At 70.3% G+C, this 20,617-nt stretch carries 27 protein-coding genes and 1 pseudogene; 7 read left to right on the forward strand and 21 right to left on the reverse strand.

All coding sequences use genetic code 11. The features are described from left to right. The first annotated feature begins 552 nt into the window (after positions 1-552). The gene (locus QT196_RS38485) at positions 553-2,958 is read left to right on the forward strand and encodes a DEAD/DEAH box helicase (protein ID WP_290356832.1); all 2,406 of its coding nucleotides are present in this window, start codon (positions 553-555) and stop codon (positions 2,956-2,958) included. Next, entirely contained in the window at positions 2,958-3,347 is a 390-nt protein-coding gene (locus QT196_RS38490; protein ID WP_290356833.1) for a hypothetical protein, read from the forward strand. Before QT196_RS38485 ends, QT196_RS38490 begins: the two co-directional genes overlap by 1 nt. Before the next feature lie 29 nt (positions 3,348-3,376). Here QT196_RS38490 and QT196_RS38495 read toward each other — a convergent pair whose 3' ends face one another. The 16 genes from QT196_RS38495 to QT196_RS38570 form a co-directional block, all read right to left on the reverse strand. Further along, positions 3,377-3,694 (reverse strand): hypothetical protein, encoded by a 318-nt coding sequence (locus QT196_RS38495; RefSeq protein ID WP_290356834.1) that lies wholly within the window; start codon positions 3,692-3,694, stop codon positions 3,377-3,379. A 222-nt stretch (positions 3,695-3,916) separates the two neighbouring features. After that, entirely contained in the window at positions 3,917-4,228 is a 312-nt protein-coding gene (locus tag QT196_RS38500; protein ID WP_290356835.1) for a hypothetical protein, read from the reverse strand. 84 nt (positions 4,229-4,312) lie between these two features. Next, positions 4,313-4,933, reverse strand: a complete 621-nt coding sequence (locus QT196_RS38505; protein ID WP_290356836.1) for a hypothetical protein — start codon at positions 4,931-4,933, stop codon at positions 4,313-4,315. Positions 4,934-5,003: 70 nt separating this feature from the next. Beyond that, positions 5,004-5,567, reverse strand: a complete 564-nt coding sequence (locus tag QT196_RS38510) for an AAA family ATPase (RefSeq protein WP_290356837.1) — start codon at positions 5,565-5,567, stop codon at positions 5,004-5,006. Continuing rightward, positions 5,560-6,363, reverse strand: a complete 804-nt coding sequence (locus tag QT196_RS38515) for a DUF6042 family protein (protein WP_290356838.1) — start codon at positions 6,361-6,363, stop codon at positions 5,560-5,562. Before QT196_RS38515 ends, QT196_RS38510 begins: the two co-directional genes overlap by 8 nt. A gap of 63 nt (positions 6,364-6,426) precedes the next feature. Further along, the gene (locus QT196_RS38520) at positions 6,427-6,942 is read right to left on the reverse strand and encodes a hypothetical protein (RefSeq protein ID WP_290356839.1); all 516 of its coding nucleotides are present in this window, start codon (positions 6,940-6,942) and stop codon (positions 6,427-6,429) included. A gap of 1 nt (position 6,943) precedes the next feature. Next, positions 6,944-7,432, reverse strand: coding sequence for a GNAT family N-acetyltransferase (locus QT196_RS38525; RefSeq protein ID WP_290356840.1), 489 nt, complete (start codon positions 7,430-7,432; stop codon positions 6,944-6,946). After that, entirely contained in the window at positions 7,426-8,313 is an 888-nt protein-coding gene (locus tag QT196_RS38530) for a hypothetical protein (protein WP_290356841.1), read from the reverse strand. Before QT196_RS38530 ends, QT196_RS38525 begins: the two co-directional genes overlap by 7 nt. Next, a complete protein-coding gene (locus QT196_RS38535; protein ID WP_290356842.1) occupies positions 8,229-8,927 on the reverse strand; it encodes a DUF6875 domain-containing protein in 699 nt (232 codons plus the stop codon). Before QT196_RS38535 ends, QT196_RS38530 begins: the two co-directional genes overlap by 85 nt. Beyond that, positions 8,924-9,322, reverse strand: coding sequence for a hypothetical protein (locus QT196_RS38540; protein WP_290356843.1), 399 nt, complete (start codon positions 9,320-9,322; stop codon positions 8,924-8,926). The genes QT196_RS38535 and QT196_RS38540 overlap by 4 nt, the downstream gene beginning before the upstream one ends. Positions 9,323-9,433: 111 nt before the next feature. Next, positions 9,434-9,841: a DUF6415 family natural product biosynthesis protein gene (locus QT196_RS38545; RefSeq protein WP_290356844.1), complete on the reverse strand. Its 408-nt coding sequence runs from the start codon at positions 9,839-9,841 to the stop codon at positions 9,434-9,436. A gap of 104 nt (positions 9,842-9,945) precedes the next feature. After that, a complete protein-coding gene (locus QT196_RS38550; RefSeq protein WP_290356845.1) occupies positions 9,946-10,797 on the reverse strand; it encodes a helix-turn-helix transcriptional regulator in 852 nt (283 codons plus the stop codon). A 27-nt stretch (positions 10,798-10,824) separates the two neighbouring features. Further along, on the reverse strand, positions 10,825-11,355 hold the full coding sequence (locus tag QT196_RS38555; RefSeq protein WP_290356846.1) for a DUF6879 family protein: 531 nt from the start codon (positions 11,353-11,355) through the stop codon (positions 10,825-10,827). Then, positions 11,321-11,575: a hypothetical protein gene (locus QT196_RS38560; RefSeq protein ID WP_290356847.1), complete on the reverse strand. Its 255-nt coding sequence runs from the start codon at positions 11,573-11,575 to the stop codon at positions 11,321-11,323. The genes QT196_RS38555 and QT196_RS38560 overlap by 35 nt, the downstream gene beginning before the upstream one ends. Before the next feature lie 427 nt (positions 11,576-12,002). Beyond that, entirely contained in the window at positions 12,003-12,203 is a 201-nt protein-coding gene (locus QT196_RS38565) for a winged helix-turn-helix transcriptional regulator (RefSeq protein ID WP_290356848.1), read from the reverse strand. A gap of 8 nt (positions 12,204-12,211) precedes the next feature. Then, positions 12,212-12,457, reverse strand: a complete 246-nt coding sequence (locus QT196_RS38570) for a hypothetical protein (protein ID WP_290356849.1) — start codon at positions 12,455-12,457, stop codon at positions 12,212-12,214. A gap of 807 nt (positions 12,458-13,264) precedes the next feature. Between QT196_RS38570 and QT196_RS38575 the strand changes: the two genes are divergently transcribed. Together QT196_RS38575 and QT196_RS38580 are read left to right on the forward strand one after the other, a co-directional pair. Further along, positions 13,265-13,936 carry a hypothetical protein gene (locus QT196_RS38575; RefSeq protein WP_290356850.1) on the forward strand — a complete coding sequence of 224 codons (672 nt, stop codon included), beginning with the start codon at positions 13,265-13,267 and terminating at the stop codon, positions 13,934-13,936. Positions 13,937-13,971: 35 nt separating this feature from the next. Next, complete coding sequence (locus QT196_RS38580; RefSeq protein WP_290356851.1) at positions 13,972-14,283, forward strand: hypothetical protein; 312 nt, start codon at positions 13,972-13,974, stop codon at positions 14,281-14,283. Between the two features lie 115 nt (positions 14,284-14,398). Here QT196_RS38580 and QT196_RS38585 read toward each other — a convergent pair whose 3' ends face one another. Continuing rightward, on the reverse strand, positions 14,399-15,232 hold the full coding sequence (locus tag QT196_RS38585) for an FtsK/SpoIIIE domain-containing protein (protein WP_290356852.1): 834 nt from the start codon (positions 15,230-15,232) through the stop codon (positions 14,399-14,401). A 110-nt stretch (positions 15,233-15,342) separates the two neighbouring features. Beyond that, positions 15,343-15,540, reverse strand: a complete 198-nt coding sequence (locus QT196_RS38590; RefSeq protein ID WP_290356853.1) for a hypothetical protein — start codon at positions 15,538-15,540, stop codon at positions 15,343-15,345. A gap of 144 nt (positions 15,541-15,684) precedes the next feature. Between QT196_RS38590 and QT196_RS38595 the strand changes: the two genes are divergently transcribed. Next, the gene (locus QT196_RS38595) at positions 15,685-15,972 is read left to right on the forward strand and encodes a hypothetical protein (protein ID WP_290356854.1); all 288 of its coding nucleotides are present in this window, start codon (positions 15,685-15,687) and stop codon (positions 15,970-15,972) included. Between the two features lie 464 nt (positions 15,973-16,436). Here the strand turns inward: QT196_RS38595 and QT196_RS39510 are convergent. Beyond that, positions 16,437-17,291, reverse strand: a pseudogene (locus QT196_RS39510) (pRL2-11); the annotation flags it as partial. A gap of 150 nt (positions 17,292-17,441) precedes the next feature. On the opposite strand from QT196_RS39510, the gene QT196_RS38605 reads away from it, so the two are divergent. Then, positions 17,442-18,104 carry a hypothetical protein gene (locus tag QT196_RS38605; protein ID WP_290356855.1) on the forward strand — a complete coding sequence of 221 codons (663 nt, stop codon included), beginning with the start codon at positions 17,442-17,444 and terminating at the stop codon, positions 18,102-18,104. Positions 18,105-18,211: 107 nt separating this feature from the next. Further along, complete coding sequence (locus tag QT196_RS38610) at positions 18,212-18,730, forward strand: DUF6233 domain-containing protein (RefSeq protein ID WP_290356975.1); 519 nt, start codon at positions 18,212-18,214, stop codon at positions 18,728-18,730. A gap of 22 nt (positions 18,731-18,752) precedes the next feature. On the opposite strand, the gene QT196_RS38615 is transcribed toward QT196_RS38610, so the two are convergent. Further along, on the reverse strand, positions 18,753-19,049 hold the full coding sequence (locus QT196_RS38615; protein ID WP_290356856.1) for a hypothetical protein: 297 nt from the start codon (positions 19,047-19,049) through the stop codon (positions 18,753-18,755). A gap of 91 nt (positions 19,050-19,140) precedes the next feature. Beyond that, positions 19,141-20,538, reverse strand: a complete 1,398-nt coding sequence (locus tag QT196_RS38620) for a replication-relaxation family protein (protein ID WP_290356857.1) — start codon at positions 20,536-20,538, stop codon at positions 19,141-19,143. Positions 20,539-20,617: the final 79 nt, after the last annotated feature.

Here is a 20,617-nt window from a genome sequence, read left to right on the forward strand (position 1 = left end):
GCCCCGGCAAGCCGGGGCATAGAGTGCGAATTGCGCAAGCGCAATTCGAATTCCCCCGCAAGCGGGGGAATGGAATTCCGTAAACGGAATTCTCGAAGGGAATGTAATTCGCGCTTGCGCGAATTGAGGGAGCCCCGCAAGCGGGGCTCCGAAGGCTGGCTACGAGGGGAGGTGCATCGCGCGCGGGCCTGTGTAGTGACTGAGAATCACAGCCCGTACCCCCTACCGGAGGTGATGGCTCGTCGGCCTGACGAAGTGCCGGCCTCGCCGCAGTGACGGGCTCCGCTGCGCTCCACCCTGAACCCTCCTCCACCCTCGAAACCAGCCGCTCACGTTCACCAATACCCCGCCAGCATACAGCATGAACTGTGCCCGTGGGGAGAGAATCGGCCAAGTGTCAGCCTTCGGGACGAACCTGCCGCCCGGGTGATGCATCACAGGTGCTCGCTGTGTAGAGTTTGGGTCCAGACAGCAGATCCCCCGGCCCCTCTCACCGCGCCGGACTTTCCTTTCTGATTGCGCGCTGAACTTCACGAAAAGGAGAACACGGGAATGGCCGTGAAACTGCGTGACCACCAGATCGAGGCCGTGGCTGCCATTGTGCGCGGTCTTGATATCCCGCAAGGTGGTATTCCCGTCAATGGCCTGCGCGGGCAGGTGCACGCCGCGTGCGGTACGGGAAAGACCATCATTGCGGCGGCGGCGGCACGGCGCATTGTGCCCAAGGGCCGCGTTCTCGTTCTGGTGCCGACGCTGGATCTCCTGACGCAGACGGTGCAGGCGTGGCGCGAGGCTGGGCACACGGGGCCGGCGGTTGCGGTGTGCAGCCTCCAGGACGACCCGGAGATGTGGAGCCTTCAGGTGCGCTCCACCACGAACCCCGTACAGCTGGCTCTGCGGCACGGCCAGGGGCCGGTCACCATCTATGCCACCTACGCGTCGCTGGGCGTACTGGCGGAGGCGTTCGAGGGTGTCTATGGGCAGCAGTTGGCCCCGGTGGACCTCGCGGTGGTCGATGAGGCTCACAGGACTTCGGGCTCGATGGGCAAGGCGTGGGCGGACATCCACAACCAGAGGGTCATCCCGGCACACCGCCGGCTGTACCTGACGGCGACGCCTCGGATCTGGCAGGAGCGGCCGAACTGGGAGGTCGCGGAGGGGGTTCGCGAGGCGCTGCCGAAGGAGATGGCGGCGAGCATGGACGACGAGGCCGTGTTCGGGCCCGTCCTCTACAAGCTCTCGCTGGCATCGGCGGTGTCCCGCGGCTTGCTTGCGCGGTACCAGATCATCGTCCTGGAACTCCAGGACCCGGTCGTCACCCCGGAGCGGCTGATGGGCGAGGAGCGGCGCAGCGAGGAGGTGCGGGGCCAGCGGCTCGGGGCGCTCCAGGCGGCGTTGCTGCACACCATGAGCCAGCATCAGCTCCAGACGTGCATCACCTTCCACCACCGGACGATAGAGGCTCAGGCGTACGCGGAGGGCCTGGAGCGCGTGGCCAAGCGCCTGCACGCTGACCAGCCCGAGAAGTACCCGGCGAAGATCTGGGCGGACTGGCTGTGCGGCGAGCACGTCCCCGAGCGCCGGCGGGACGTCCTGGGCGAGTTCGGTTCCACCGCCCGGCGTGCGGTCCTGTCGAACTGTCGTGTCCTGGGTGAGGGTGTCGACATCAGGGCTGTGGACTCGGTGGCCCTCCTGGACCCGAAGGGCGCGCCGCACGACATCGTGCAGGCCATTGGCCGGGCGCTTCGCCAGAAGCCGGGACAAGGGAAATTGGCCTCTCTCATCGTGCCGGTTTTCCTCCAGCCCGGAGAGCAGCCGGAAGATATGTTCACGTCGGGATCGTACCGGCCTTTGGTGAAGGTTCTTGAGGGTCTTCGGGCTCATGATGAAGAGGCCGTGGAATTGCTTGCGATTCCGCAGGAGCCGCAGAAGGACGTCGTGCAGCCGTCCGAGTACATCGGATCAGCGCCCGAAGATGACGAGGAAGAATCGCGTCTGCTGCTCCGTTTTGCCGCTCCGCGTGACCCGGTGATGGTCGCGGACTGGGTTTCCTTCAACGTGATCGACACGGAGAAGCAGGACTGGGCGCGCGGCTGGGCGTCGCTCAAGAAGTTCACCGAACGTGAGCTTCACGCCCGAGTTCCGTACGGGCACAAGGAGGGCGCCTACCCCCTTGGGCAGTGGGTGGCAGAACAGCGACGGGCGTTCGGGGCCGGGCAGATGACCGGCAAGCGCGCGATGCGGCTGGAGAAGCTGGGCATGGTCTGGAGCCTGGCGGATGAGCGGTTCCAGGAGAACCTGGAGGCGGCCCGCGCGTACTTCGAGGAGCACTGGACGCTGTGCGCGCCGCGGTCGGCAACGGCGTTGGATCGGCCGGTGGGGCAGTGGCTGTCCAACCTGCGCCGCCCCGGGGCGCTGGAGGGTCGCCCGGAGTGGGAGACGGCGCTGAAGGCGATCGACGAGGACTGGAATCCGGACTGGTCTGCGGAGTGGCAGCGGCACTTCGCGGCGGTGCGGGAGATGGTCGCCGAGGAGAGCGAGAGCGCGCTGGTCTACGTGGAGCCGGGTGTAACGGTGCACGGGATGGACGTCGGCCGGTGGCTGGAGCGGCAGCGCCGGCACGAGGTCTGGCAGGGGCTGATGGACGGGCAGCGCGAGCGCCTGGAGCAGCTCGGCGTCAGGCCGCTGCCCGCGCCCAAGGAAGCGCCCGCGAAGCCGTCCACGGGGGCCTTGAGCGCCTTCGAGCGGGGCGTTGCGGCCCTGGCGCAGTACAAGGCCCGTGAGGGCTCTGTGACGGTCCCCAGGGCCCACGTAGAGGCGTTGCCGGACGGTTCAGAGGTGAAGCTCGGGGTGTTCCTGTCCAACACCAAGAGCCGCCGGGCCAAGCTGACCGTCGACAAGCTCGCCGCGCTCGCCGGCCTCGGGCTGGAGTGGGCGGCCACGGAAGGAGCGGCGTGATGACCGCACCCGAGGAAGAGCGGCGCGTGCAGGACGCCGTGCGGCGCCACGCCCGCACCAGCGCCTTCGCGGAGGCGGAGGACGTCATCGCGTTCGTGCTGTCCGACCCGGGGGTGCAGGAGGCGCGGGCCCGGGTGGAGACAGCGGAGACGGAGCTCGGGCTGGAGCTGTGCGACCGTCTCCAGCCGTTCCAGGACCGCTACTACCAGGCCGTGGCGGGTGGCAACGCGGCCCGGCTCACCGAGGTCTGCGCGGGCAAGCACGGCCACTGGGGGCGGATCTGCGTCCTGCCCGACGGACACGAGACCTCGATGGAGGAACCGCACTGGGGCCGCAACAGCGAGGGCCGGCCGATCGCGTGGGTGGGCAGCGCACCCGACGGCTGGTGAGCAGCGGCGCACGCCTCGCCCCACCCAGCTCAATCTTTGCCTCGTCCCTTGTCCTGGTTCTTGAGGTTGCGGCCTGCACCACTGGGTGACTTCAGGTAGGCGATCTCATCTTCTGCGCCCTGCCACTTGGCGTACAGGTACGTGCATGCCCAGATGGAGGCTCCGAGGGCAGTAAGGGTCACGCCCTGAGCTACCAACAGACGCTTGGTGAGCTTGGAGAGCTTGCCTCCAGTTGACGCGGCCTCGCTCTTGCAGATGCCGACGTGGCCCGTCTCTTGTGAGTGCCGCTGCAGATCTTCGAGACCTTCAGCCTGAAAAGGACACGCCGTGCACGCGTAATTGATCACCGGTTGATCCCCCCAAAAGAACCTAGATTGCCACAGTTTGAGTGCGTCAACGCACCACTTAGCCATCCTCCAGCCCGGAGCCAGCTGGAAGGTAACTGTCGCCCCCGCAGCAGCGTCGTGCCAGGCCCTGCACGCACTGAGGTGCGATGCCCGGGGTTCTGAACTGCGGCATCGCACTGGTGTGCGTGTAGGCCCGGGGATCTTGGGCTCTCCCCCGGCGAACTACGTTGCAGTGGGGGCGGGATCGGTGAACGAAATCGGCTTGCCGGTGGCGTGGGCATAGCCGATTTCCCTGCTCGTGGACTCGCCGATGTACCCGCCAGGGTTGACGACCAGAACCCGGTCTGCCAGGTCGATCTTGCGCAGATGGAGGGCGTCCAGCGCCGTCTTCTGCTTGTCGGTGATCAACTCGTCTGCTTCGCCTGGCGCGACAACAATGACCCCGGCGAAGGTCAGATCACGATTCACCGCACGCATCTCGTTCACGAACCGGGTAGAGCCGCAGATGCAGACGATTTCAGGTCGGTCGGGCACAGCTCAGCCCTTCGCTCGAACGGGACACCGCCAGCGTGCACGTTGGTACTGCATCGGCAGGAGGTTAGTGGGTTGACCGGCCGGTCAGCCGTCGGCTCGTTCCTTCTCGATCGCATTCATCCTGCGGACCATGTCGATCTGCGCGCGGATCATCGTGTCGAACAGGGCCTCCGGATCGCCGTCGGGTCCGGCGTTCGCAGCCAGCAGCGAGGCGACTTGGCTGGCGAGGACAGTGACCACGTCGGCCGTCCCCACCGGGCCGCGGACCTCGATCAGTTTGCGCACGGCGTCGTCGATGCGGTCCATGGCCTCCTCGCCCTGGAGGAGCAACCCGAGCCGGTCGGCGAGGAACATGCGGACGACCGCCACACCGTCGGCCAGGGCGGTGTCCACGTTGAAGTCGGCGCGGGCCTTCTCCGACTCCTTGAGCACGGCCGGAATCGTGTACGTCCGCTGCTCCGGGATGAGGCCCTCCTTTCGCCACTTCGCGTACGGGATGGGGCCGACGGCGTCACGGCGTGCACGGTGTTCGTTGGTCGGGCGGCCGCCCGCGGTGCGGCAGGCCCGCCCTGCGGCTGCCTTGCAGGTCGGGCATTCGACACGGCGCATCCACGAGCGCACGAGATCCAGCTCGGCATCGGAGCGGAGGTGGCGTCGCCACTCGCCGCCCCACGGGATGCTGTGCGATCCGTTCTCCACGCCCATTGCCCCCTGGGTCCGGTGGTGTGTGCCGTCGTCGGTGCCGTGATGATGACCGTACCTGCGGTGGCGCCCCTCAGCGGTCGATCGGGAGAATGCCGTCCAGGCCGCTCTCGGAGAGGATCTGTTGGACCGTGTCATCCAGGGTGCTGGCCGCGTCAACGACGGTCTCCAGGCCGTTGGGGAGCAGGTCCTGCTCTCGGTACCAGTCCCGTAGGTGGCCCTCGTTGACGTGCGCAAGGTACTCGGCATCTGGTTTCGTCGCGTGCCGGAGCACCGTCTCCTCGAAGGGCACGTGGAGGTAGTAGCACCGTGTGACGCCCTGATGGGCGCGCACCAGGTCCTGGAGCATCGCGCCGTAGCGGTCGGCGTACAGGATGCCTTCGACGACGACGTGGAAGCCGTGGTCCAGGGCGTAGCGGGCCGTGAGGTCGATCAGGCCGATGTTGGCGCCGCCGGGCCGGTCGCGTTCGCGCAGCACGATCCGGCGGAGGTTGTCCTGGGCGACGATAGCGAGGTTTCGCCCGAACTTTTCGCGCAGGCCGGCCGCGACGGACGACTTGCCCGAGGCGCTGTTGCCTCGGAGCACGATCAGGCGCGTGTCGCTGGTCCCCACGGTGCCGTGCGCGGCCTCAGCCACCGCGGCTGACCTGGATGCGGTTCTCGTGGAAGTGCTCCCAGTCCATGACCAGGCGGAAGCGGCGGTGTGCCTCCAGGCGCTCCGCGTCGGCCGGCTCCTCGCCGCGCTGGACGCGGGCGTCGCCGGATTTCACGAGTTCCGCGAGAGCGAGCCGGACGTCGTCGACGTCCTGGCCTGTGGCTGCCGCCAGCCGGTCCAGGGAGGTGAGGGTCTCTGTCGGTTCACCCAGATCGTCGACCAGGTGGTCGATGAGGGTGTCGAGGAGCGGGCCGGTGCGCATCGTCCAGCGGATCCCGTCGAGGCGCTCAGTGAGTTCGGGGTCCAAGGGCAGCAGGTCGCCGGGCAGCGGCAGCGCGGCGGGCATCGACCACCGGGTGCCGTCCGGCGTCTCCTCGCGGCGGGCCAGGCCCCACGTCAGGTAGAGCTCGGACAGGTCCCGCACGGTGGTGGGCACCTGGAAGCCGGCTGTCGTCAGCATGGCGCTGAACTGCTCCCAGCGAGCCGCCTCGCATGCCTCGCGGCCCTCCGGCGCGGCCTCGTAGTCCCATTCCTCATCCGCCCAGGAGAAGGTGAGGGGACCGTCGAGGTCGCCGCCGATCATGTCCCAGTGCCCGTCGAAGATCTCGTGCACCAGGTCGTCCAGGGAGCCGGTGAAACCGGGCTGGCACGCCGTCCCGATCAGCATGGTCAGCGGGAAGCCCTGACGGGGCAGGACGTGCTCCCAGCCGGACACCCACCAGTCGTTGTGCATCGCCAGGTCCCGGCGCGGCCCGGGAACAGACGCCTTCTCAGTCATCCGCAGCTCTTCCTCGAAAACACCTCGGTGCTCGCAGCGTACGCAGCGAGACGCGGCAGGTTCTCACGGACGTCCTACCCACGCCTGGTGGTGCGGGGCGACGCGCAGCTGCTCGCGGAGGCGGCCGCGCAGCACTCCGACGCGGGTGCGGCCCTCCAGGACCTGCAGTCCGCTGTCCGCCGGGTCCAGGAGGCGCCGGTCGATGAGGAGCGGCGGGCGCATCCACGTCCCGTGGTCTTCCCAGTGCCGGCCGATTTCCGGGGGCCGCACCTTGACCCAGTACACCGGGTCGGCGGCGTAGCTCTCGATGCAGCCGGCGTCGCTCTCGCCGGTCGGCATGGTGGGGAAGGCCGCGGCCGGAATCGTCTCCAGCTTCCAGGTGATGGCGCACAGATCGACGTCTCCGTAGTCGTCCACGAAGTGGCCGTTGTCGCCGTGGTCGAAGAGGAAGTCCCTCAGGACGTCGTCCGGCCATTGCAGGGCGGCCACTCCGGGGTCGGCGCGGAAGCGGTCGAAGTCGAAGCTGAGGCCGCCGTCCCGGCGGCGGGCCATCAGCGGGCTGAGGTCGTTGAGCTTCATGTCAGGCCCCGCTCTCCAGCGCGTACAGCTCGTAGGGGACGGTTCCGGTCTCGGTGTCCCGGTCGGCCGTGCCGATGCGGGTGAACCCGGCTTTGGCCAGGACGCGGCCGGAGGCGGGGTTGTCGGGGTGGTGCATGGCCTCCAGCCGGTTGAGGCCGGCGGTGATAAAGGCGGCGGTGACGACCTGGTGGGCGGCGTGGGTGGCGTAGCCGTGGCCCCAGCTGTCTTCCCGGAGGATGTAGCTGATGGTGCCCATGGCCGGGGTGCGTCGGCGCAGGGCGATCAGGCCGATCAGGTCGTGCTCGTGGAGGATGCCCCAGCTCCACTGCGCGCGCGGGGTTTCGACGGCTCGGGCGAGAGCGGTGCGGATCTTGTCGTGGGCCTGGTCGAGGGTGAGGGGCTTGCCGGTGGTGTGCCGGATGGAGGCCCCGCTGTAGATGCGGGTGAGGGCGGGGGCGTCGTCGAGGGCCAGGGCGCGCAGGGTCACCATGAGGCTGTCAGCTCCTTCGCGGTGGGCCGGTCGGCGGGGTCGGGGGCCAGGCACGCAGTGATGGCGTCCTCGAACGCGGGGAAGGGCCACGGCCGGACGTCGCGCAGCGCGGTGGTGGCGCCCCGGGCGATGACGGCCAGCTTCTCCAGCCGGTCGAGGTCGTCGTCGTAGGTGACGGGGCGCTGGCCGGTCCAGCACCAGAACAGGGAGGCGCCCAGGCTCCAGATGTCGCCGGGTGGCTGTGCCTGGATGTGGGTGTCGGCGGGGGTGTCGAGGATGGCGGTGGCAATCTCGGGGGCGGTGGTGTGGGTGAGGGCTCCCCGGTACGGGACGCGGCGATGAGCGTCGTCGGGGCCGCAGGCGAGGGCGTAGTCGATGACGGCGGCGTGGCCGTCGTGGGTGACCAGGGTGTTGGTCGGCTGGACGTCGGCGTGGGCCCACCCGGCGGCGTGCATGCGGGCGAGGTGCTCCGTCCAGGTGCGGGCGATGCCCGCGAGCCAGGGACGGACCGAGGCGCGGTCTCCTTCCGGGCCGCGGGCGAGGGCGAGGGCCCGCCACAGGGGCGCCCCGTCGATCCAGTTGACGGCCAGCCACCGGCCGCCGTCCCATGTCCCGGCGCTGACCCGGTAGTTGGGGCTGAGGGCGTCGGCGGCGGTGAGGCGAAGGAGGTGGTCGTCTTCCTGGGCCATCTCGGCGGCCTTGTCGCGGGCGTTGTCGCCGTCGGGGTTGTTGGTCTTCAGCGCGACGGCGCGCTTGGGGCCCTGGAGCTTCCAGGCCCGGGAGCCGCGCCGGTCGCTCAGGACTTGGATGGCGGTGGGCTCGCCGGTCTGGCCGGTGAGGAGGGCGACGGCTTCGCCGGGGGGAGCAGGTGTTGTGCCCATGTGCGGATCTCCGTCCACTCGGTGGGGATGTGCTCGAACACGTCGCGGCCGTCGTCGTCGGCCGCGGCGAGCGCGGCGGCCAGGTCGGGGGTCGCGCTCAGGAAGCGTGGGTCGCGGCGACGGACGGCGGCCCTCACGGGGAGGAACGAGGCGGGGGCGGCCGGGATCCGGTGGCCAGCCGCGGTGACTTCCTCTTCTCCCGCGTAGAACTTGCCGAACATCACCCCGACCGGGCCGTAGAGGTTCTTCAACACCCAGTGCGGCCAGGCGAGCAGGTCACGGTGCCGGGTACCGGGTACGTCGCCCAGCAGGACGATGTTCTCGCACCGTAGGAGGCCGTGCGGCCGGTTCAGCAAGGGTCGTAGCCATTCCGCGGCCTGGGCGCCCGCGTGGAACAGCTCGGCCTGGACGGCTTCGGCGTCGCCGTCGGCGCGGTAGACCGTCCAGGTCGTCAGACCCTGCTGGAGGGAAGGGGCGAGGTAGGGGCAGTGGGCGGTCATCTGCCGCGCGTAGTCGCTGATGTCCACGGAGGTCGGCTGGGTGGTGCTGGCCTCGACGAGTCGCAGCGCCCCGGCGGTGGGCCGGGGCGCTGGCGTGGTGCGGCCGGTGGTCACCGGCGGGCGGTCTCCGGCCGGTCGGGCGCGACGTCGTCGCCGCCGATCGGGCCGCAGTCCCATTCGGCGACCACGGTGCCGGTGGCGCGGTAGTGGGCGATGGCCTCCTGGTCGACGTTCCCGTCGGCGTCGGTGAACCAGATCTCCGGCAGCGGTCCGTACGCCTCTTCGTAGGCGGTGACCCAGGAGATCGGGCCGTGGCCACCTGTGGCGGCGTGACCGATCGGCCGGCCAGCGGTCTCCTGGCAAAGGGCCGCGTACTGCGGGGTGCCGAGCAGTTCGTGCCAGGCCGCGTCCACGGCCGGTGAGAACATCTCGGGTGCCAACTGGCCGTTGTTGAAGCGCTGGCCGGTGATGGTCAGGAATCTGCGCAGCTCGGTCGTTGCGGTGCTCACGGTGGTGCCCCTCTCGGTGTCGAGTGGTGCTCGCCAGGCCCGGGTTGGGCTGGGCGTGGTGCCGTGCACCGCGCACCCGGGAGACGGGTCTCGTCCGGGTGCGCGGTGGTCTCAGGGGGTCGTGGCGGCCTGGGGTGCGAGGCTGGCGAGGCGGTCCAGGCGCTCGTAGAGGGCGCGTACGAGCCGGGCTCTGTTCTGGCTACAGGCGACGGTGCCCTGTGCCGGCATCGACAGACGGCGGTCGGCCTCCGCGAGCACCACGTCGACGAGGGCGCGCCGCTTGCTGTCCTCGGGCAGGCCGGCGGCGCGGCGCCGTAGGTCGGCGGCGACGATCCTGGCGTGTCCGGTGAGTTGGAGGGCGATCTGGGCGAGGTCGCTTTCGCATAGATCGGCGGTGTCCGTCCATGCGAGGACGGCCTTGACGAGCGAGCGGTGCGGTTCGCGGTCCAGGGGGAGCTGGGCCTCGATCGTGCCGTCGGGGTCGTACAGGACCGCGCATGTACTGGGCGCATCCGTCATCAGGGCCTCGCTCAGGTCATGGGCCGCGTGCCGGGAATCCGGCAGTTCGACGCTAGGCAGGCGGGGATGGGCGTCTCAAGAAAGTTGCTGGAAGTTGCGCCGATTCACCCGAGAGCTTCGATCGCGGCGAGGATGCGCGCACGCGCTTTCGGCCCGAACACCGCGAGGTTCTGGAGCGCGGTGAACGCCTTGGTGTAGACGGCGATCTCCGAGGGCCGGGTGATGTTGATTTCGGCGGACAGCGTCTCGACCTGCACCCGGTCGGTGTCGAAGGCCATGAAGGTCTCCAGTGGCCACATGGTGCGTTCGGCGGTGAAGGGGATGACTCCGAACGCGACCGACGGCAGCGACATGAGCTCCAGGAGCTTGCCGAGCTGGCCGGCCATCACCTCGGGCGCGCCGATGCGGTGGCGCAGCACTGTCTCCTCGACGAGGAGGACGAAGCGGTGGTTGCCCTCGTAGATGACGCGGGAGCGGTCCAGGCGGGCGGCTGCGGCCTCGGGGGCGTCGTTGGGGGTGCCCTGGAAGTCGCTGATGGTGGACAGCAGGGCCTCGGCGTAGCCGTGGGTCTGCAGCAGGCCGGGGATGACGTTGGAGCAGTAGACGCGGAAGAGGCGGGTGCGCTGGTAGAGCGGGATCACGGACTGCTGGAAGTGGCGGATGCCGGTGCGGTGCAGGCGTTTCCACTCGACGTACATCTCGTCCGCGCTGCGGCTTTCGGCGATGAGGTCGTCGATGTGCTGGTCGGCGGAGCAGGCCGCGCACCAGGCGCGGATGTCGGCGTCGGAGGGCAGGACGCGGCCGTTTTCGATCCGGGATGCCTTGGACTTGTGCCAGCCGCAGCGGGCCGCCACCTCGAACGCCTTGAGGCCGGCGTTCTTGCGGATGGCCACCAGGCGCCCGGCGAGGGCCGCGCGTGCCGCTTGCGCGGCGGAGGACGGTGAGGCGGTGGTCATGAAAGGTGGCGGCCTGTTCGGGTGCTGTCAGATCTTGTACTGGTCGTGCGGGAGGGCGCGCTCCCACACCGTTTGGAAGGCGTCGGTGCAGAGCTTGATGACCTGTGGGTCGTCGCTGTGCTCGGGGTCCTGGGCCTCGCCGTCGCCGGAGAAGATGTTGAAGCGCACCAGGCGGTCGTCGATCAGCCAGAAGTCGTTGCCCGGCAGCGACAGGTCCGAGGCGCAGCGGCGGCCCAGCCAGCGCACTTCCTCGCCCGCGCGGAGGTTGGTGGCGGTGATGGCGTGCTCGAAGCGGACGTAGTCGGTGACCGGCTCCGAGACGATGCGGGCGCGCCGTACGGCGACCCCGCGGGCGACGGTCCGTTCCACCAGCGAGACCCATGGGCGCCAGAAGGCGGAGTCGTAGGCCGGCACGGCGCCGTCGGCGAGGAACGCGTCGTAGACACCGCGTTCGTCGCCGACGGCGTAGGCGTCGCGGAGTTCGAGGTGAAGGGCCTGGTGCTGGGCTGAGTCCAGCAGCTCGTCAAAGCTTGGGGGTGCCGGCACGCTCTGCGGCATCGCACGCCTTCCTGATCAGCGGCACCATCCGGGCCGGGATACGGATGACCGTCTCGTTCGCGGCCGGCGGGCTGTCCGCAGCGCACCTCGCGCGCATCACCTCACCCGCCGTCCATCCCTGGAGCACGAGCTCCGGCCGTTCCATGTCGGTGTCGACCCAGACCGCCGGGCAGTTGCCACCGCCTGACTCCGGGTCCGTTCCAACGAAAAGTAGTGCCATGTCCGCCTCCTGAGTCCAGAGAGTTGCGCCATGTTGCGCTGACCGTCCCGCGAGGAGGCACGGAGGGTCAAGAGGACAGTCGGTCGAACAGAGGCAGGGCCGCTATGTCAGGCACCGTTCTGCGCGGTCCGAAGGGAGAAAGGGCCTCTTCCTCCTTCTGAGGAAGAGGTGTCAGCGGCGCGCACTGCTTACCCTCGCGCCCTGACCTGCACGAATGCGGCTGCGGTTCGCAGGCACCTGGTACGCAGGGTGGTACTCACGGCGGTACCTACCGTGGAACGCGCGGTGGTCCGCACGGTGGAACGCACGGTGGTACCGCGCGCAGGGGTTCCTGCGGCAGCAGCTGGTTCTCGACGATCCGCTCACCGGCGTTCCGGGCACACCGCGCGGCTGGCGCCCAGCGTCACCTGCCGCAAGGGCGCGCCGCCTAGAGGAGTACCTGGTAGGAGCGGCTGCGGTGCGGGGCGTGGGTGACTATCCCGTGGCGTTCCAGGGCCCGCAGGTGGTAGGCGACCGTGGATACGGACGACCCGACCGCGCCCGCAATCTCCCGTATGGAGGGCGGGTAGCCGACATCGTCGGTGAGTTCCCGCAGCGCCCGCGCGATCCGCGCCTGGGCGTCAGTCATGAAGGCGGTCACCGCCGAGCCTCCGCCGGGCCCGACTCCCAGGTGTACTGCTTGAGCGCCATCCGGGCCGCCGGCGCCCGGCCGGGGATCGTCGCCCAGTAGGGGTGTGTGGCGATCCGGACAGAGAGCCGCTGCAGGGTGCGGCGCAGGACAGTGGTCTGGGACGGGTTCACCTCCTGGGCGAGCTGGCGGTAGGTGGCATACCAGGCCCGCTGGGCTTGCAGGAGGTCATCGGGGAAGTCGTAGGAGGACATCACCCCCAGATTGCATCACATGTTCGAATTGCGGTGCAGCACACGCAAGGGTGAATCGGGGCTACGGCTGGAGCTGACCGACGACCGCCCCGGTGAGCCGAACGCGATGGCATCGGCCACCCGGATCGGCTGCCGCTGTCCGACGCCGGACGTGTGGCGCCCAGCCGGTCCGGCCCTGGCCAGATTGAGGGTAAGCAGCGGGGGGAAGCGCTCGCCGCCGGTGGGATAAGCGGTCACACCTGCCCGGGTAAGCGGTTGCCCCCGCCGTGCTGACCGGCGAGTACCCGAGGATCGCCGTGGCAGCCGGGTTGGCCATAAGCGCCGGGCGGCCGCCGTGCTGGTGGCCGATCGGCCACTCCGGCCATCGGCCACCGGCGTGCGTTGGCACCGCCACGGCTGACTGGCCATCGGCCATGGCCGATGGCCGACGCCGGTATATCGGCCATCGGCCACCCGCCCGGACACTGGCCACCGGCGACGTGCTCCACCTCCCGGCCGACTGGGCAGAGCCACGGCCGCGCTGGGCAGGTCGGCTCTGCAGGCGGCCACCACGACATCCACGGTCGCGAGGGAGCAGCGGCACGGATCACGGCCCGCCTGGCTGCTGGCGGACGTCGATGAGCGGCGGGCAGCCGGGGCAACAAGGTCGACGGCGGCCGTGACGGCGTCTGACGCGTCGGCCAGGAGGCACTCTGCGTGGCGCGGTCAGGCATCGCGGCCGGGCAGCCGGTATGGCGTGAGGCGGTCTTGGGCCGCCGCTCATGCCTGATCGAGGCTTGGCTGATCACACACGGAGGGGGAACCTCGATGGGACGGTTCAAGCCCAAGAAGCAACGGCGTGACCAGCAGCAACCACCGCGTCAGCGGTTCCACATCGACGACCGGGCCGTCAGCCAGGCGGAGATCCTGGCAGCCGGGACGCAGCTGAGCGACAACGTCGACGACCACGGCCGGCTGCTCTACATGGACTCCCCCTCGCTCGGGCTGGGGCAGGTCGCCACCGGCATAGACCCGGACACCGGCACCGTGCAGACCACCGACGGCGAAGACCCGATGCCGGTTGCCCTGTTCGAGCCGGAACGCTCGATGATGTCCCGTCTGCCCGGCAACGATCCCAAGGAGATCCAGGTGGAGGGCGCGATCGCGGCCGGGTTGCGGCGCTTCCCCCGCGGCTTCGCCGATCTGCGGACCATCCCCGGCTGGGCTCTGCACCGGCTGGCCGACGACCGGATCGAGCTGCGCTCCCCGGACGGCGGCGTCTACTCCCGCATCACCGTCCCCGCCTCGCCCGACTGGTACTCAGCCGCCCTGCACCACGGGTACGTGGTGTGCTTCTACGGCCCGCAGCTCGGCGTGCGCACCCCGCCGGGCAGCACGCCGGAGCAGTACACCGACGCCAAGCGACTGGAGGAGTTCCGTACCGCCCGCGGCCGCGGCCTGGTCGCCGGCGGCATCATCGCCTACCGCAACAACCGCTGACCCGCGCCGTCCTGGGCGGTTGAGGAGGAGATTGCATGCCCACAGGAGTAGCTGTCGTCTGCGACACGGACGACTGCCTCGCCGTCTATCTGGCGGTCGAGACTGGCAACAACGATGACGAACGCTCTGCGGACGACGTCTCCCAGCTGGCCCGTAAGGCTGCTGAGGGTGATGGCTGGGTGATCGGCTTCGGCGTCGGCCAGCCGGTGATGACGTGCCCGGGATGCGCAGACGGTCGCGGCCCCGTCCGGGAACGCGGAACCTGCCGACGGTGCATCGGCCGCACCGATGCGGCGTCCAGGTGTACGTACTGCCTGCACTCCGAGCTGCCAGGCACCGGCGGCTGACGGCCTTCGCTGCGCGGCCCGTGACGCCGGAGTCGGGCCGTCGTTGCCCCGTACGACTCCATAGAGCCGGGCCCCGGGGATGTCCCCCGGGGCCCGTGGTGTGTCCGACGTGGGGTCAGCTCTCTTCGGCCGCCGTGGCAGTTACCCAGGCGGCGGCTTCGGCATCGGTCATGAGCAGTACCTGCGTCGGGTGGACGGTGAAGCCCTGCACGACGTGGACGCGGCCGGGGTGCGTGTTGCTCTTCGGGGTGGTGTCGACCTGCGGGGCCAGCTGGTCCCAGGTGCGGGTGGTGACCCGTCCCAAGACGACGGTGGAGAACTGCTCGCGCCCCTCCCGGCCGAGGGTGGTGTTGGCGGCGTGGCCGTCGAAGAAGACGTACATGCGGGCCTGGCGGCCCGCGAAGAGGAGCTCGTGGAGGGCGTCGACCGCCGGGGACGTCTTCGGGTCTCCCTTCTCCCGGACCGTGGCCCAGTAGCGGGCGAGCTTGCGCAGGGTGTGGTCGGCGGCCTCGAACACCACGGTCAGGCGCGGCAGGTCGTCGGCGCCGCCGTGCTGGTCGATGCGGTCGATGCGGTGCTGGAGTTCGGCCCGGAGGCCGACCAGGGCGTCGTGGATGTCGGCGATGTCGGTGCGGTAGGTCACCGTCGGCAGGTCGCTCGCCCACTGGTGGGATATCTGCTTGAGGTCGAGGACCAGGGCGTGGGCGCCGTGGTGCAGGAGCTGGGCGGCCAGGGTGCGCAGGATGGTCGTGGTGCCGCCGCCCCTGGCGGAGCAGACCAGGACGTGCGGGGATTCGTTGTCCAGGTCGACGCAGACCGGCTGCCCGTCGGTGGTCAGGCCGATGAGGACCTGGGAGGCCGGCAGTGCCTCCAGCTGCGCGCGGATGCCGGGGTCGGTGAGGCGCAGCAGCTCGGGGAGGTTGGTCGTGGGGGTGGTCGTCTTCTTCATGGTGCGGTGTTCCTTTTCTGTGCTGCCGGTGAACCGGGTGTTCTCCAGGCGAGGGGAATCGTGTCGGCTGAACCGGACAGGGCCGGTTCGTGGAGCCGGGGCCGGGACGCTCAGTCCGGGTCGGTGGTGCCGGAGGCTGCGCGGGGTCGGTTGCGGGCCCACTTCTTGAGGTCGCTGACGCGGTAGAGGAGTTCGGCGCCGCGCTTGCCAGCCGAGCCGGGAAAGGTCGCGTCGTTGGCGCGGGCGTAGCGCAGGGCGACGAGGGTGACGTCCGGCAGGTGGTGTTCGTGGGCCTCGCGCAGCCCCACCGCCTGGTCGTCGTCGACCGGGGCCTTCGCTGGCGACGTCGCCGTGGTGGCGCTGGCCGCCCCGTCGTCCGGGTCGACGGCCGGGGCGTGATGCTCCAGGCGTCGGCAGGGAGGTCACCGTCGGAGGCCGGTGCAGGGTCGGCCGTGGACGTGCTAGCCGGGGCACTGCTGTTCCAGGCGTCAGCGAGGAAGTCGGCGGGCAGCTTCTGCATCTGCACGGGGCCGGGCTGTGCCGGGACAGCCGCGCGGTTCGGGGCGGTGACGGCCGCGCCGGTGCTGGCCCACTGGCGGGCTTCGGCGTCGGTGAAGAACAGCACCTGGGTCTCGCGGGCGGTGCCGCCCATGACGACCTGGGCGCGCCCCTGGTGCTTGGTGGACTTCGGCGCCGGATGGATCTCCGGAGCGAGCATGCGCCAGGCGTTCACGCTGTAGCGGGCGAGGATGCGGGTGGCGAACTGCTCGCGGACTTCCGGGCCTCCGAGGGCGCGGGCGGTGGCGGACTGGGCGACCAGGAGCACGTGCATGCGGACCTGTCGGCCCATGTAGAGGATCTCGTTGAGTGCGTCGACCGCCGGGGAGACCTTCGGGTCGCCGGACTCGCGGGTCTTCTCCCAGTAGCGGGCCAACTGCTTCATCGTGGCGTTGACCTCTTCGAGGAGGATCAGCAGCCGTGGGCCGATGGCGTCCGGGTCGGCGTCTGGCCCGAGTTCGTCGGCGACGCGCACCCGGCGCCGGCCTTCCATGCCGAGGTCGACCAAGGCGTCGTGGATGTCGGCGATGTCGCGGCAGTAGGTGACGCCGGGCAGGCCGTTCGCCCACGGGTGAGAGATCCGCTTGGTGTCGAGGACGAACACGCGCGAGCCGTGGTGGAGCATCTGGCAGGCGATGCAGCGCAGGGTCACCGACTTGCCGCCGCCGGTGGAGGCGTTGACCAGGATGTGCGGGGATTCGGCGTCCAGGTCGACGGAGACGACCCGGCCCGCGGAGCCGATCCCGATGACTGGTGCGGACTCCGGGGCCTTGGCCACCAGCTCCCGCATCTTGGGGTCCTTGAAGAGGGCCTTGGCCGGGGGCTTGCGGGCCTTCTTCACCAGCAGGTGCGTGTCGCGTCCGGCGACGTTCCAGGAGAACGTCACGCCCTCCAGGGCGAGTTTCTGGGTGATGAGGTCGGCGACCTGGTCCCGCGAGAACTTCAGGTTCCTGGGCAGGTCGACGCGTATCTGCGCGTCGTCGTCGGAGAAGTTCTTCGGGATGTGGAGGTAGCGGCGGGGGTCGGTCTGCTCCGCGTAGCCCAGCGGTCCGGCGATCGCTTCGTGCAGCGGGACGACCCACTCGCGCATCAGCTCCCGGCGCTCGCGGGTCAGCATCATGTAGGCCGCGGTGCCGACGGTGAGGACGGAGGCCGCGCCGATCCCGCTGGTCTCCAGCGCGGCGAAGGTGGCGTCCCGGTTCTCCCACAGGTCCTGGGCGCTCTGCGCGGTGGCGTCGAGGTCCCGGCCGGCCAGGTAGCCGGTTTCCGCGACGCCTGCCCCGAGGGCGAGACGGAAGGTCAGGCGCCGCCACCCGGCCTTGTAGGAGCGGCGCCGTACGCGGCCCTCCACCTTCGGCAGGACGCGTGTTCCCGGGCGCCAGAAGGTGGCGTCGGTGCGCTTCACGCCGTCCAGGTCCCGGCCGGCCAAGGCCCGGCCGATGCCGAACGCGAGGGATTCGGCGGTCTCTTCCACCTGCCTGTCGAACTTCGTCTGTGCCATCGACCGTGCCCTTTCGGTGTGCGTCCCGGCACCTCACCCCCGGAAGCGGACACCGACCGTAAAAGCGCGGGCCTGTGGATAGATTCTGGCGACCCACACCGCTCGAAACTTTTGTTGTCGCAACTCGCATACGTGCTCTATGGTTGTCGCATGGTTGACATGTGGGACCTCGACGGCGAGGCCATCGAAGAGCGGGTTTCCTTCCACGCGCAGGTGCGTGACCTCGTGTGGCGCGAGACGAAGAAGCGCCTGGGCTTCGGCGAGCACGAGGGCCCCGCCACCCCGAACGCGCTCGCCCCCACCTCCGCGGCCGCCATGCACCTGCACCTCATGTACCTCCAGGTGGCCACGCAGGCCGGAGAGGCCGCGCAGCAGCTGGCCGCCGACGCCGCCAAGCGCGCCGGCCGCGCCGGGGCCACCTACGCGGACCTCGGGCTGTCCGCGGACATCACCCGGCAGGCCGCCCGCAAGCGGTGGCCTGGCACCGTCGGCACCCAGTGGGTGCTGCAACTCCTCACCGGCAAGAGCCACCCGCACGGCATGGCCACCCGCGTGTTCCGCAGCGGCGAGAAGGCGATCGAGACCGGGCGCACTGCCGTGGACGAAGGCGCCCTCGCCGACGACGGAGCCGTGGGCGCGGTCGTCATCGACTCCTCCCGTCAGGCCGTGTGGGCCTGCTACTTCAACGACGGCACCTGGGCGCCGGAGGAGATCACCCTGCCCGAGACCCTGCGGACTGTCCCCAAGAGCGGTGAGGCCGGGCACGGCGACTGGCTGTGCCGGTGGGAGCAGCACATCACCAGCCTGCTCTGACCCGCAGCTGCCGGTCACTCCACGGGCCCGGTCCTCCGGTGGGAGGGCCGGGCCCGGTTGTTTACGGTGGGGCCGTGACGACGTCCTCAGACGACGCGGCCGAGCCGGTGCCGGTGCGGGTCGCGCTGCCCGCCGACCCGGTGCTGGGGCATCCGGAGCAGGAGGTCGTCGCGCGGCTGTGGAGGCGGCGGCAGACCGAGGCGGGCTGGTTGTACCTGGTGGGGCTGCCGTCGTACCGGGACCTCGAGGACGGCGGTGTGGAGGCGGCGGAGTACCGGGTGTGGCTCCGGGCTCCCGACCAGGTGCGTCCGGTCGACGGCGTCGACTACGACCAGGTCGCCACCGAGCGGCTGGAGCCGTCGCCGAAGTCGGCGGTTCGGGAGGTGCTCGGGGAGCGCCGGCCTTCGGGCTGGGTGCTGGCGAAGGTGCGCGAGAGGCGGGGCCCGGCCCGGGGTGTGCTGCACGCGCCCGACTGCGAAGAGGCACCGCAGGGCGCTCCACTGCTCGATGTGGAGCACGCCTTGAACATCGCGGAGAACCCGGGGACGCGGCTGTACACGCTGTGCGGCTGCGCGCAGGAGCTGACGCCGATGCTGAGCGGGTTCGACCACATCACCAACTCCTGACCTGGCGTGGTCGGGCCTGTGGTCAGGGCGTGTCGCCGGAGTAGTAGAAGCGGCAGCTCACACCCGGGCCCAGTGTGCGCGGCTCGCCGGGGTGGGGGTCGTACAGAGCGCGGCCGCCGGGCCACCGCGACAGCTCGGTGGGCAGGGCAACGCCGTCGTCGACTTCCTCGGTCCGCCATCCGTGGATGTCCAGCAGCAGGCCGTCCAGCGGTCCGCCGACCAGTTCGGCGTAGGTCCGGTGCGGGAGCGGGCCGGGGTTGGGGGCGTCGTGGTCGTGGCCATAGACGCGGCCGTTCAGCAGCTGCTCATCGCCGTTCATGCCGTTCAGCCTTGCAGCCGCCACCGACAACGCGGGCTTGCCCAGGGGCACCTTGGGCTTGCCCGCGTCGCCGGCGGACGGCTTGCCCGGGTCAGGCGCGGAAGCGGGAGAGCCAGCCGCCGGCCTTCTGCGTGGCCTGCTCGGCTTCCTGCTCCTGGTGGAGGCGCTCCTGCTCCTGGCGCTCGCGTTCGTCGGCTTCGGCCCGCTGCTCGGCTGCGGCCGTCCGGCTCTGGCAGTCCTCGCACAGGTGCGGGTGCGATTCGCGCGGGTGGCTCCAGTCGTAGGAGTCGACGGCCTTCCACCGGTCGTCGGTGAACTTGCGCCCGCAGTCCGCGCACACCGGCCGCCGCGCCTCCCGTGCCGCGGCTTCCTGCTCCGCGCGGCGCCGTTCCCGCTCGCGGGCGGCAGCGCGACGGCGCGCGAGGGCTGCGTCCCGGCGGGGGTTGCCGATCGCCTCCAGCAGCGGCTGGCGGTGGTCGCGGCCGAAGCGCCAGAACACGGGTCCAGCCGGGCCGTGTTCGCGCAGAAGCTCCAGCGTGGTCGCCACGATCGGGATGCGGCCGTCGTAGGAGTGGTAGCCGTTCTCGCGGTCCCACGTTCCTTGCCAGTGGTGGCGGGTGAGTTCGGCGACCTTCGCCATCTGGCTCTTGGCGGAGCGCTTGCCGACCTGGTGGAAGACGAGCAGGACCGGCGGGTGCACACGCTCGAATCCATCCCATTCCGGTGCGGACCAGCGGGTGCGCCACATTGGCTTCTCTATGCCGTCGGTGTCCTTCTCCTTGCGCTGAAAGAACCGGGCGTACTTGTCGAACTTCCGCCCGATCAGCACGGCTTCCTCGGTGCAGTTGTCGGCCTCGATGAACAGCAGCGGCACCCCGGCCTCCGGGGCGATCACGACGATGTCGGCGCGGGCGCTGCCGATCGCGGGGTTCTTCCAGGTGCCCTTCACCGGGAGCGCGACCTCGGTGGCGTACGAGGTGAGGGTGCCGGTCCCGTCCGGCGCGTCGACGGCGGCCCGCGCGGCTGCCTGGGCTTCGGCCGGCTGCTCGGTGAGCCGGTCGAGGTCGGGCTTCGGGCGGATCAGCGCGATGACCGTCTCGTTCACCGTCATCGGGTGCGAGGCGCCGGAGCGGCCCGCGCTCTTGGGCATGCCGCCCATCTCCTCCGGCTCGCGGTCCAGGTCGATCGCGGCGGCGGCCAGCCCGGCCGCGGTGAGCAGCCGGACCTCCTCCCCGCCCCGGGTCCGGCCGCCGTCGACGGCCAGGCCGTGACGCCGCAGATCGTTCGCCGCACCACGGTGGGAGGCAGTACGGGCTTCCTTCCGCTGGGCGGCCGTCTTCTTCTCGGTGTGCCGAAAGGACAGGTGCGGTGAGGCCAGCCGCTGGATCTGGTCGGCCGTGGCGACCTTCAGCACTCCGAGCACGCGCAGCACGTCACCGCGCAGGTCATTGGTCGATCCCGCCTCGTTCGCCTTCCTCTTGCCTGCCATCAGGCTCGCCCTCCCGTCGTCCGCGTCCGGTCGGCGGCCGGGCACCGGCCCCCGGCCGTGGAGGGGACCAGGCCCCCGA

It is taken from the genome of Streptomyces sp. P9-2B-2, from assembly GCF_030406865.1.
Lineage (GTDB): Bacteria > Actinomycetota > Actinomycetes > Streptomycetales > Streptomycetaceae > Streptomyces > Streptomyces platensis.

What these genes read in the sequence shown, in the direction of transcription:
- QT196_RS38485 (WP_290356832.1), top strand. Translation starts at nt 553, where the DNA reads ATGGCCGTGAAACTGCGTGACCACCAGATCGAGGCCGTGGCTGCCATT.
- QT196_RS38490 (WP_290356833.1), top strand. Translation starts at nt 2,958, where the DNA reads ATGACCGCACCCGAGGAAGAGCGGCGCGTGCAGGACGCCGTGCGGCGC.
- QT196_RS38505 (WP_290356836.1), bottom strand. Translation starts at nt 4,933, where the DNA reads ATGGGCGTGGAGAACGGATCGCACAGCATCCCGTGGGGCGGCGAGTGG.
- QT196_RS38515 (WP_290356838.1), bottom strand. Translation starts at nt 6,363, where the DNA reads ATGACTGAGAAGGCGTCTGTTCCCGGGCCGCGCCGGGACCTGGCGATG.
- QT196_RS38520 (WP_290356839.1), bottom strand. Translation starts at nt 6,942, where the DNA reads ATGAAGCTCAACGACCTCAGCCCGCTGATGGCCCGCCGCCGGGACGGC.
- QT196_RS38525 (WP_290356840.1), bottom strand. Translation starts at nt 7,432, where the DNA reads ATGGTGACCCTGCGCGCCCTGGCCCTCGACGACGCCCCCGCCCTCACC.
- QT196_RS38530 (WP_290356841.1), bottom strand. Translation starts at nt 8,313, where the DNA reads ATGGGCACAACACCTGCTCCCCCCGGCGAAGCCGTCGCCCTCCTCACC.
- QT196_RS38545 (WP_290356844.1), bottom strand. Translation starts at nt 9,841, where the DNA reads ATGACGGATGCGCCCAGTACATGCGCGGTCCTGTACGACCCCGACGGC.
- QT196_RS38550 (WP_290356845.1), bottom strand. Translation starts at nt 10,797, where the DNA reads ATGACCACCGCCTCACCGTCCTCCGCCGCGCAAGCGGCACGCGCGGCC.
- QT196_RS38555 (WP_290356846.1), bottom strand. Translation starts at nt 11,355, where the DNA reads ATGCCGCAGAGCGTGCCGGCACCCCCAAGCTTTGACGAGCTGCTGGAC.
- QT196_RS38560 (WP_290356847.1), bottom strand. Translation starts at nt 11,575, where the DNA reads ATGGCACTACTTTTCGTTGGAACGGACCCGGAGTCAGGCGGTGGCAAC.
- QT196_RS38565 (WP_290356848.1), bottom strand. Translation starts at nt 12,203, where the DNA reads ATGACTGACGCCCAGGCGCGGATCGCGCGGGCGCTGCGGGAACTCACC.
- QT196_RS38570 (WP_290356849.1), bottom strand. Translation starts at nt 12,457, where the DNA reads ATGTCCTCCTACGACTTCCCCGATGACCTCCTGCAAGCCCAGCGGGCC.
- QT196_RS38575 (WP_290356850.1), top strand. Translation starts at nt 13,265, where the DNA reads ATGGGACGGTTCAAGCCCAAGAAGCAACGGCGTGACCAGCAGCAACCA.
- QT196_RS38580 (WP_290356851.1), top strand. Translation starts at nt 13,972, where the DNA reads ATGCCCACAGGAGTAGCTGTCGTCTGCGACACGGACGACTGCCTCGCC.
- QT196_RS38585 (WP_290356852.1), bottom strand. Translation starts at nt 15,232, where the DNA reads ATGAAGAAGACGACCACCCCCACGACCAACCTCCCCGAGCTGCTGCGC.
- QT196_RS38605 (WP_290356855.1), top strand. Translation starts at nt 17,442, where the DNA reads ATGGTTGACATGTGGGACCTCGACGGCGAGGCCATCGAAGAGCGGGTT.
- QT196_RS38615 (WP_290356856.1), bottom strand. Translation starts at nt 19,049, where the DNA reads ATGAACGGCGATGAGCAGCTGCTGAACGGCCGCGTCTATGGCCACGAC.
- QT196_RS38620 (WP_290356857.1), bottom strand. Translation starts at nt 20,538, where the DNA reads ATGGCAGGCAAGAGGAAGGCGAACGAGGCGGGATCGACCAATGACCTG.